Here is a 10661-nt window from a genome sequence, read left to right on the forward strand (position 1 = left end):
GATCAGATGTCCGCATAGCAATACTTCTCTTGCGCACCACCTGGGTGAGTCACGGCGCCCGCCACGGCCGGCCCCACCTGCTGGGCATATTTCCAAAGTGCACCTGACGTGTGATGCGTCTCACGCGGCGTCCACTTGGTCTTGCGTGTCGCCAGCTCGGCATCGCTCAACTTCACGTTAAGGACACCCGCCTCGGCGTCGATCTCGATGATGTCGCCATCCTCGACCAGAGCGATCGTTCCGCCGACCGCCGCCTCTGGTCCGATGTGGCCGATGCAGAAGCCGCGGGTCGCGCCCGAGAACCGGCCATCGGTGATGAGCGCGATCTTGCCGCCCATGCCCTGCCCGGTCAGCGCCGCCGTCGTCTGCAGCATTTCCCGCATGCCCGGACCGCCGCGCGGCCCCTCGTAGCGAATGACGATCACCTCGCCTTCGCGATAGGTGCGCTTCTGGACGGCGTCAAAGGCGTCCTCTTCCCGATCAAAGCAGCGGGCCGGCCCAGAGAATTTCAAGTTCGACATGCCCGCGACTTTCACGATCGCGCCCTCCGGCGCGAGATTGCCTTTCAGACCGACGACACCCCCGGTTGCAGTGATCGGCTGGTCGGCCGGCCTCACCACGTCCTGGTGCGGATTCCACTTCACGCCTTTGAGGTTTTCGGCGATCGTCCGGCCGGTGACTGTGAGGCAGTCGCCGTTCAAATAGCCATGGTCGAGCAACGTCTTCATCAAGAGCGGAATGCCACCAGCCTCGAACATGTCTTTGGCGACATAGCGGCCACCCGGCTTCAAATCCGCGATATAAGGTGTCTTTTTGAAGATTTCGGCGACGTCGAATAAGTCGAACTTGATGCCCGCCTCGTGTGCAATCGCAGGTAGATGCAGCGCAGCATTGGTCGACCCGCCGGACGCCGCCACAACCGCAGCGGCATTCTCCAGGGATTTTCGCGTGACGATGTCGCGCGGGCGGATATTGGCGGCGATCAGCTCCATGACCTGTTCGCCAGCCGTCATGCAGAACGAATCGCGGATTTCGTAAGGCGCCGGGGCGCCGGCCGAATAAGGCAGCGCCAGCCCGATCGCCTCGGAGACCGTCGCCATCGTATTGGCCGTGAACTGGGCGCCGCAGGCGCCGGCCGATGGACAGGCGACGCGCTCGAGCTCGTCGAGGTCCTCGTCCGACATCGCACCCACCGAATGCTTGCCGACGGCCTCGAACATGTCCTGCACCGTGACCTGCTGGCCGCGAAAATTGCCCGGCAGAATCGAGCCGCCATAGATGAAGATCGAAGGCACGTTGAGCCGGACCATCGCCATCATCATGCCCGGCAGCGATTTGTCGCAGCCGGCGAGCCCGACCAGCGCATCGTAGGAATGGCCGCGAATCGTCAGCTCGACGGAATCGGCGATCGCCTCGCGCGACGGCAGCGACGAGCGCATGCCGTCATGGCCCATCGCGATACCGTCGGTCACGGTGATGGTGCAGAATTCGCGCGGCGTGCCGCCCGCATGCGCCACGCCCTTCTTGACCGCCTGGGCCTGCCGCATCAGCGCGATGTTGCAGGGCGCGGCCTCGTTCCAGCACGAGGCGACGCCGACAAAGGGCTGGTGGATCTGGGCCGTGGTCAGGCCCATCGCGTAGAGGTAGGACCGATGCGGCGCACGCTCGGGCCCTTCCGTCACATGACGGCTGGGCAGCCTGCGCTTGATGTCGGTCTTCGCGTCCATCGCTGTTCTGGCCTCCCGGTGCTGAGGAGAACGCTAAAATCCTAGAAATGGATTTTCGGCAGCCTCACACGCACTGGTTATGTTCTGATCAAAGTATTTCACGACCAGGTGTGGCTAAAAAGCGGCGCGTTTGCGGAGCGCCGGAGATTGTTACCAAAACTTCGTAAACTGTGGCGACGTCGCAACATTCGTGGCCGACGCGCAACCATCCGCGGTTAGCATGGAGAGCGAAAGCTACTCGGGCACCACCCCGGAGGCTCGGATCATCGGCCACCATTTATGGATCTCGGCGCGCTGCAGGGTTCCAAGGGCGGCCGGACTGCGCTGGTCCGCCGCCGGCATCTGCAACCCCACGTTTTTCAACTGATTTTTCACATCCGGCTCATCCAGCGCAGCCACGGCGGCCGCATTGAGCGTGTCGACGATCTCCTTGCTGACGCCCTTCGGGAGCCAGAGTCCAGACCACAGGGTCATGTGGAAGCCCGGCAGGCCGGCTTCATCGGTGGTCGGGATCTCGGGCGCGGAATCGAGGCGCTTGGCGTCCGTGACGGCGTAGGCGCGGATCGTGCCGGCGCGGACCTGGTTGATGGCATTGGAGGTCTGGTCGACGATCAGATCGATCTGGCCGGCGACGAGATCGTTCATCGCCGGCCCCGTGCCGCGATAGGGCACGTATTGCAGCTTGAGGCCGGTGACCTGCTCGAAATAGAGGCCTGCGATGTGGCTGCCGGAGCCGTTGCCCGCCGTGCCGGCCGATACGGGGTTCGGCTGCGACTTCACCCAGGCGAGAAACTCCGGCAGCGTTTTGGCCGGGATGTTGTTCCTGCTCACGATGATCATCGGATTGCTCGGCAGCAGCACGACCGGCTCGAGATCGGCCTCGAGGTCATAGCCGAGCCGGTAGACGGCGCCGTTCGCGACGTGGGTGCCGAGATGGCCGAAGCTCACGGTGTAGCCGTCGGGCTTCGAGCGCACCGCGCGTCCCACGCCGATCGAGCCGCCCGCGCCCGTCACGTTCTCGACCAGCACGGGCTGGCCGAGCGTCCGTTTCATGTGCTCGGCGAGGATGCGCATCATCGCATCCGATGGGCCGCCGGCGGCGAACGGCACGATCACGGTGATCGCGCGCGAGGGGTAGGTGTCGGCGCGCGCTGGCACCGCCAGAGCCAGGCACGCAAACAGCACGGCGCAAAGAGCTCGTCGCATCACGTCCTCCCTTGTGTCGCACGCGCCGGTCACAGACGCGAATGCATCTGCGCCGGAGCATATGCTCGAGGCCGCGGCGCTGTTTTGTTAGTTAGAACTGCCCGAAGTCGATCGGCTGGTGACGATCGAGCGTCCGGGTGACCGGCGGCAGCGGATATTTAAGTCCTGTCGCGCAATTGAACAGCATGACGCGATCGTTTTTCGTCACGCGTCCGTCGGCCAGGCTCTGCTTGTAAGCGGCATAGGTCGCCGCGCCTTCCGGGCACAACAGCAGCCCCTCCTCGCGCGCGACTTCGCTGAGCGCAGATGAAATCTTCTCGTCATCGACCGCGATGGCGAAACCTTTGCTCTCGCGCACGGCGCGCAGGATAAGGAAATCACCGACCGCCTGGGGCACACGGATGCCGGACGCGATGGTGTGGGCATCCTCCCAGCGCGTCGCATGCTCGACGCCCTGCTCGAAGGCGCGCACCATCGGCGCGCAGCCGGAGGCCTGCACCGCCACCATGCGCGGGCGCTTCGAGCCGATGAAGCCGATCTTCTCCAATTCGTCGAACGCCTTCCACATGCCGATCAGGCCGGTGCCGCCGCCGGTCGGATAGAAGATCACGTCGGGCACGTCCCAGCCGAGCTGCTCGGCGAGCTCCAGGCCCATCGTCTTCTTGCCCTCGATGCGATAGGGCTCCTTCAGGGTCGAGGTATCGAACCAGCCGACCTTGGCCTTGCCCTCGCCGACGATCTTGCCGCAATCGTCGATCAGACCGTTGACGCGATAGACGGTCGCGCCCTGCAGCTCGATCTCGCTGACGTTCACCTCCGGCGTATCGGCCGGACAGAAGATCGTGGTCTTGATGCCGCAGGAGGTCGCGTAGGCCGCGAGCGCAGCACCGGCATTGCCGTTGGTCGGCATCGCCATGTGCTTGATGCCGAGCGCCTTGCCCATCGACACCGCCATCACGAGGCCGCGCGCCTTGAACGAGCCGGTCGGCAGCCGGCCCTCATCCTTGACAATGATCTCGCCGCCGCCGAGCTTCTTCGACAGCTTGGGCAGATTGATCAGCGGCGTCATCACCTCGCCGAGGCTGACGATGTCCTGGCATTTGCGCACCGGCAGCAGCTCGCGATAGCGCCACATGTCGGCCGGACGCTGCGCGAGCGCGTCCTTGGTCAGCGCCTGCTTCACGCCGGCGAGATCGTAGCGCACCAGGAGCGGCTTGCCGGCCTTGGACAGGTTGTGGACCTGGTCCGCCGGATAATGATCGCCCTCCATCGCGCATTCGAGGTGGGTGACGAAGGTCGGGCGTTCGATAGTGAGATTGTCGTTGGATTTCACGGCAGGACTTTCAGGTTGGCCCGTCTGGTTGCATCCGCCATTGCCGGGCTTGACCCGGCAATCCATCCTCTTCGCGAACGTTCCAGAAGCGCGATGGATGCGCGGGTCAAGCCCGCGCATGACGACGGGAAACGAGACTACATGTTCAGCACGCGGCCGTAGGCGTCGAGCACGGCTTCCTTCATCATCTCCGACAGCGTCGGATGCGGGAACACCGTGTGCATCAGCTCTTCCTCTGTCGTTTCGAGGTTCATCGCCACGACATAGCCCTGGATCAGCTCGGTGACCTCGGCGCCGACCATGTGGGCGCCGATCAGCTGTCCCGTCTTCTTGTCGAAGATCACCTTGACGAGACCCTGGTCCTCGCCGAGCGCGATCGCCTTGCCATTGCCGACGAAGGGGAAGCGGCCGACGCGGATGTCGCGGCCCTGCTCCTTGGCCTTGGCCTCGGTGAGCCCGACGGAGGCGACCTGAGGATGGCAATAGGTGCAGCCGGGAATGAGGTTCTTGTCCATCGGATGCGGATGCAGGCCCTTGATCGCCTCGATGCAGACGACGCCCTCGTGCTCGGCCTTGTGCGCCAGCATCGGGGGGCCAGCGACGTCGCCGATCGCGTAGAGGCCGGGCACGTTGGTCTTGCCGTAGCCGTCGATCACGATGCAGCCGCGATCGGTCTTCACGCCCAGCTTCTCCAGGCCGAGATTCTCGATGTTGCCGACCACACCGACCGCCGAGATCACGCGATCGAACTCGACCGACTCGGTCTTGCCCTTGCCGTCGTCGATCGTCGCCACCACGCTGTCGCTCTTCTTGTCGAGCTTGGTGACCTTGGCCCCCGTCATGATCTTGAGGCCCTGCTTCTCCAGCTGCTTGCGCGCGATGCCGGCGATCTCGGCGTCCTCCACGGGGAGAATCTGCGGCAGCACCTCGACCACGGTGACCTCGGAGCCCATGGTGCGGAAGAACGAGGCGAACTCGATGCCGATCGCGCCGGAGCCGACGACCAGCAGCGACTTCGGCATCTTGTCCGGCACCATCGCCTCGAAATAGGTCCAGATCAGCTTCTTGTCCGGCTCGAGGCCCGGCAGCACGCGCGGCCGCGCGCCTGTCGCGACGATGATATGCTTGGCCTGATAGGTCCCCTCGCCCAGCGCGCCCTTGGGCGCCTCGACATCCGACTTGGTCACCGTGATCTTGCCGGGCGCATCGATCGCGGCGCGCCCCCAGATCACCTGGACCTTGTTCTTCTTCATCAGGAAGCCGACGCCGTCGTTCAGCCGCTTGGAGACGCCGCGCGAGCGCTGCACCACCGCCTTCGGATCGTAGGAGATCTTCTCGGCAGAGAGGCCGTAATCCTTGGCGTGCTGCATGTAGTGATAGATCTCGGCCGAGCGTAAGAGCGCCTTGGTCGGGATGCAGCCCCAGTTCAGGCAGATACCACCGAGGTAGGACTTCTCGATGATCGCGGTCTTGAACCCGAGTTGGGCTGCGCGGATTGCGGCGACGTAGCCGCCCGGGCCGGAGCCGATGATGATGACGTCGAAGGATGTGTCGGCCATTACGGCTCCCATTCAACTGAAGCAGTTGGAAATCAGATGGTCGTGGTGCTGCCGACGGAACGTCGCCAGATCAAGGCTCGAATAATTGCCTCCAGCAGCATCAGCACAGCGCAGATCGCGAATCCGGCGAGCACGATTGGCGCCCAGATGCCGCGCGACAGCGCCTCGCCGGAGAAGAAAGCAGAATGGATGACGTCGATCCCGAGCGGGTTGGCGAGCAGCGCGACGCTTACCAGTGCCGTGATCCAAGGCCACCGCGTTCTGATCCGCATGCGCTGGCCCCGTTTGCCATCCCGCTCCGCAAAGCAACATCACACCATCATCATCACGGGATTCTCGATCAGCTGCTTGAACGCGCCGATCAGCTCGGCGCCGAGCGCGCCGTCGATGGCGCGGTGATCGCACGACAGGGTCACGCTCATCATGCTCGCGATCTCGATCTTGCCGTTGCGCACCACCGGGCGTTCCTCGGAGGTGCCGACCGCGAGGATCGTCGCATGCGGCGGATTGATCACGGCGGTGAAGTGGTTGATGCCGTACATGCCGAGGTTCGACACCGCCGTGGTGCCGCCCTGATATTCCTCCGGCTTCAGCTTGCGCGAGCGGGCGCGCGCGGCAAAATCCTTCATCTCGCCGGAGATGGCCGATAGCGTCTTGGTCTCGGCCTTGCGGATGATCGGCGTGATCAGGCCGCCCGGCATCGCCACGGCGACGCCGACGTCGGAATGCTTGTGCTTGACCATGCCGCCTTCGGTCCAGCTGACGTTGCAATTGGGGATCTTCTGCAGCGCCACCGCCATCGCCTTGATGACGAAGTCGTTCACGCTGAGCTTGTAGAGCGGCTTCTTTTCCTTGTCCTTCGGAGCCGCCGCATTGATCTCCTCGCGCGCGGCCAAGAGCTTGCCGATGTCGCAGTCGATCGTCAGGTAGAAGTGCGGGACGTTCTGCACCGATGCGGTGAGGCGCTGCGCGATGGTGCGGCGCATGCCGTCATGCGGGATGACGTCGTAGGAGCCCGGCTCGAACAGCGCCAGGATCTGCTTGTCGGACATCGAGGGTGCGAGCGCGGGGGCGCCTGCCGCAGCGGGCGCTGCTGACGGCGCGGCCTTGAGGCCCTTGCCCGATTTCGCCTCCTCGACGTCACGCGCGACCACGCGGCCATGCGGGCCGGTGCCGGTGATGCGGGCGAGATCGATGCCGGCATCCTTGGCGAGCCGCCGTGCCAGCGGCGAGGAGAAGATGCGGGCATGGCCGTTCAGCTGCGGCGCAGCGGCGGGCGCGGGAGCAGCAGGAGCTGCGGCCGGCTTCGGCGCAGGCGTGGCGACAGGAGCGGCTGCCGCTGCGGCAGCGGGCTTTGCTTCTGGCTTGGGAGCTGCGGCCGCCGGCGCGCTGCCGGCCGCCTTGACGTCCTCGCCCTCGCCGGCGAGCACCGCGATCACGTCGTTGACGGGTACATCCTGCGTGCCTTCCGGCACCAGGATCTTGGCGAGCGTACCTTCGTCGACCGCCTCGACTTCCATCGTGGCCTTGTCGGTCTCGATCTCGGCGATGACCTCGCCGGACTTGACCTGGTCGCCTTCCTTCTTGAGCCAACGAGCAAGGTTGCCCTTCTCCATCGTCGGCGACAGCGCGGGCATGAGAATGTTGATCGGCATGATCAGTGACCTTGTTTCGACCTGGGGCTGGTGGTGCCCGTGTCGGTCGGCCGAGCCAGCTCGGCTTCGAACATCTCGACGATGCGCTGCAGCGCCTCGTCTTCGGAATAATCGCTCTCGCGCGCATAGGCGCGCGCAGCATGGCGGGCGACGTCGACCAGGAGCAGCCCCCACACGTCGGGCTCCTCGAAGGCGCGCTGGAAGGCGATCGAGAGCCCGCCATCGAGCACGAAGGCGCGCAACACTTCGGTGGCGTCCTCGCGGCCGATGACGTCCGGCGGCAATGGCTGCTCCTTGGGTCCGGCCATCTGGGCTTTCCCTTAGCGGTAGCAGACGGATTTGGCGGCCTGCACGACCTCCGCCGCCGACGGCAGCGCGAGCTTCTCGAGGTTGGCCGCATACGGCATCGGCACGTCCTTGCCGGACACGCGGACGACCGGCGCATCGAGATAGTCGAAGGCGTGCTCCATGATCCGCGCGGCAATCTCGGCACCGACGCCGCTCTGCGCCCAACCCTCTTCCACCGTGACGGCGCGGCCGGTCTTCTTGACCGAGGCGACGATGGTCTCCGTGTCCATCGGGCGCAGGGTGCGCAGGTCGATCACCTCGGCCTCGATGCCCTCCTTGGCGAGCTCGTCGGCGGCCTTGAGCGCATAGGTCATGCCGTTCGACCACGCGATGATCGTCACGTCCTTTCCGGCGCGCGCGATGCGCGCCTTGCCGATCGGAATCACGTAGTCGTCGAGCTTCGGCACCTCGCCGGAATGACCGTACAGCACCTCGTTCTCGAGGAAGATCACCGGGTTCGGATCACGGATCGCGGCCTTCAGCAGGCCCTTGGCGTCCGCCGCCGAATATGGCGCGACCACCTTCAGACCCGGCACGTGCGAGTACCAGGACGAGTAGTCCTGGCTGTGCTGCGCAGCGACGCGCGCCGCCGCGCCGTTCGGGCCGCGGAACACGATCGAGCAGCCCATCTGGCCGCCGGACATGTACAAGGTCTTGGCCGCCGAGTTGATGATCTGGTCGATCGCCTGCATGGCGAAGTTGAAGGTCATGAACTCGACGATCGGCTTCAGGCCGGCCATCGCGGCACCGACACCGATGCCGGCGAAGCCGTGCTCGGTGATCGGCGTGTCCATCACGCGGCGGGCGCCGAACTCCTGCAGCAGGCCCTGGGTGACCTTGTAGGCGCCCTGATATTCGGCGACCTCCTCGCCCATGATGAAGACGTCGCCGTCGCGACGCATCTCCTCGGCCATCGCGTCGCGCAGCGCCTCGCGGATGGTCTGCGTGACCATCTCGGTGCCCGCGGGCACCTCGGGATCGGGCTGAGCAACGCTCTGCGGCGCAGCCACGCCGGTCGGCGCGGGCGCGGCCGGCGTGGCTGCGGCAGGCTCGGACGGCGGCGCCGATGGTGCAGCCTTCGTCTCGGCCGCAGGTGCTGCGGCCTTGCCGAGATCGGCCGCGGTCTCGCCGTCCGCGAGGATGGTCGCGATCGGCGTATTGACCGCGACGTCGGCGGTGCCTTCGGGGATCAGGATCTTGCCGAGCGTGCCCTCGTCGGTCGCCTCGACCTCCATCGTGGCCTTGTCGGTCTCGATCTCGGCGATCACGTCACCCGACTTGATCGCCTCGCCTTCCTTTTTCAGCCATTTGGAGAGATTGCCCTTCTCCATCGTGGGCGACAGCGCAGGCATCAAAACTTGAATTGGCATATCAGCTCCGGACAAAACAGCGTCTGCGCTTAACGGTAAACGTCGGTGTAGAGCTCGGCGACATCCGGCTCGGGATCGGCCTGGGCGAAATCGGCGGCCTCGTTGACGATCTTGCGCACGTCGGCGTCGATCGCCTTGAGATCCTGCTCGGTGACCTTGGCCGCCAGCAGGCGGTTGCGCACCTGCTCGATCGGGTCCTGGTCGTGACGCACCTTCTCGACTTCCTCGCGGGTGCGATACTTGGCCGGGTCGGACATCGAGTGGCCGCGATAGCGATAGGTCTGCATTTCCAGAATGTACGGGCCCTTGCCCTCGCGGCACCACGCGACGGCCTTCTCACCGGCAGCCTTCACGGCGCGGACGTCCATGCCGTCGACCTGCTCGCCCGGGATGTTGAAGGAGATGCCGCGCTTGGAGAAGTCGGTCTGCGCCGAGGCGCGCGACACGGCCGTGCCCATCGCATAGCGGTTGTTCTCGATGACGTAGATCACCGGCAGCTTCCAGAGCTCCGCCATGTTGAAGCTCTCATAGACCTGCCCCTGATTGGCCGCGCCGTCGCCGAAATAGGCAATGCTGACTGAGTCGTTGCCGCGGTAGCGGTTGGCGAGCGCGAGACCCGTCCCGAGCGACACCTGGGCGCCGACGATGCCGTGGCCGCCGAAGAAATTCTTCTCCATGCTGAACATGTGCATGGAGCCGCCCTTGCCCTTGGAGTAGCCGCCGCGGCGCCCGGTGAGCTCGGCCATGACGCCCTTGGCATCCATCCCGGTCGCCAGCATGTGGCCGTGATCGCGATAGCCGGTGATGACCTGATCGCCCGGCTTCAGCGCCATCTGCATGCCGACGACCACAGCCTCCTGCCCGATGTAGAGGTGACAGAAACCGCCGATCGCACCCATGCCATAAAGCTGACCCGCCTTCTCCTCAAAGCGACGGATCAGCAGCATGTCGCGCAGCGCGGCCAATTCCTGTTCTCTGGTGAATTCCGGCGGCGGGCCGTTGTCTCTGTCCTGCCCTTGTTCCTTTGCGGCGGTCTTCTTGGGTGCGGCCATGGCAATTCCGGATGAGAGAAAAAGTAGCTCTCTCTAGCTCAACTCCAAGGCACGTAAAAGGACTGCGTGAATTGCGGTTCATTTTGCTTTGCCGCACTGCAAACGAGCGCGAAATAAACGAATGCTGATGAGCGCGTTTTTGAAATTCCTGACGCCACGGCCTGCTAAAGTTTAGGCAGGGCGGCGAAGGGACACGCGTCACTGCGGCCGATTGATCCGGATCAGATCACGAGGGTTGGCATAGCCGAGCTGAAAACGGGCGCGTTCATCGAGCATGTCGGGATCGACCCGGTCGGAGCGCAGCAGCAATACGCGCTTTTCACCCTCCGCCCGCTCCTGCTTCAACCGGGCGAGTTCGGAGGTGAGCGCAATGATCTCCTGGTCGAGCTCCTGGCGCGCGGTCAGGCCGTA

General features: G+C 64.8%; 10 protein-coding genes. All 10 read right to left on the reverse strand.

Annotated elements, in window-relative coordinates; genetic code table 11:
- Nucleotides 1–2: 2 nt before the first annotated feature.
- Nucleotides 3–1727, reverse strand: a complete 1725-nt coding sequence (gene ilvD, locus QX124_RS14740; protein ID WP_315770827.1) for a dihydroxy-acid dehydratase — start codon at nucleotides 1725–1727, stop codon at nucleotides 3–5.
- Between the two features lie 234 nt (nucleotides 1728–1961).
- Nucleotides 1962–2933 carry a tripartite tricarboxylate transporter substrate binding protein BugD gene (locus QX124_RS14745; protein ID WP_315797527.1) on the reverse strand — a complete coding sequence of 324 codons (972 nt, stop codon included), beginning with the start codon at nucleotides 2931–2933 and terminating at the stop codon, nucleotides 1962–1964.
- A gap of 91 nt (nucleotides 2934–3024) precedes the next feature.
- Nucleotides 3025–4266, reverse strand: a complete 1242-nt coding sequence (locus tag QX124_RS14750; RefSeq protein ID WP_315797528.1) for a threonine synthase — start codon at nucleotides 4264–4266, stop codon at nucleotides 3025–3027.
- Nucleotides 4267–4403: 137 nt separating this feature from the next.
- A complete protein-coding gene (gene lpdA, locus QX124_RS14755) occupies nucleotides 4404–5825 on the reverse strand; it encodes a dihydrolipoyl dehydrogenase (RefSeq protein WP_315738180.1) in 1422 nt (473 codons plus the stop codon).
- A gap of 32 nt (nucleotides 5826–5857) precedes the next feature.
- Complete coding sequence (locus tag QX124_RS14760) at nucleotides 5858–6097, reverse strand: hypothetical protein (RefSeq protein ID WP_315738181.1); 240 nt, start codon at nucleotides 6095–6097, stop codon at nucleotides 5858–5860.
- A gap of 39 nt (nucleotides 6098–6136) precedes the next feature.
- Nucleotides 6137–7480, reverse strand: coding sequence for a pyruvate dehydrogenase complex dihydrolipoamide acetyltransferase (locus QX124_RS14765; RefSeq protein WP_315797529.1), 1344 nt, complete (start codon nucleotides 7478–7480; stop codon nucleotides 6137–6139).
- A 2-nt stretch (nucleotides 7481–7482) separates the two neighbouring features.
- Nucleotides 7483–7788: a DUF5076 domain-containing protein gene (locus QX124_RS14770; RefSeq protein WP_015666657.1), complete on the reverse strand. Its 306-nt coding sequence runs from the start codon at nucleotides 7786–7788 to the stop codon at nucleotides 7483–7485.
- 12 nt (nucleotides 7789–7800) lie between these two features.
- The gene (locus QX124_RS14775; protein ID WP_315797530.1) at nucleotides 7801–9198 is read right to left on the reverse strand and encodes a pyruvate dehydrogenase complex E1 component subunit beta; all 1398 of its coding nucleotides are present in this window, start codon (nucleotides 9196–9198) and stop codon (nucleotides 7801–7803) included.
- A gap of 29 nt (nucleotides 9199–9227) precedes the next feature.
- The gene (pdhA, locus tag QX124_RS14780) at nucleotides 9228–10250 is read right to left on the reverse strand and encodes a pyruvate dehydrogenase (acetyl-transferring) E1 component subunit alpha (RefSeq protein WP_315756686.1); all 1023 of its coding nucleotides are present in this window, start codon (nucleotides 10248–10250) and stop codon (nucleotides 9228–9230) included.
- Between the two features lie 198 nt (nucleotides 10251–10448).
- Nucleotides 10449–10661 (reverse strand): septum formation initiator family protein (locus tag QX124_RS14785; RefSeq protein ID WP_315797531.1); only part of this gene is annotated, 213 nt, incomplete at its 5' end.

This window comes from Bradyrhizobium sp. SZCCHNRI3043 (assembly GCF_032377735.1).
In the GTDB taxonomy this organism is placed as follows: domain Bacteria; phylum Pseudomonadota; class Alphaproteobacteria; order Rhizobiales; family Xanthobacteraceae; genus Bradyrhizobium.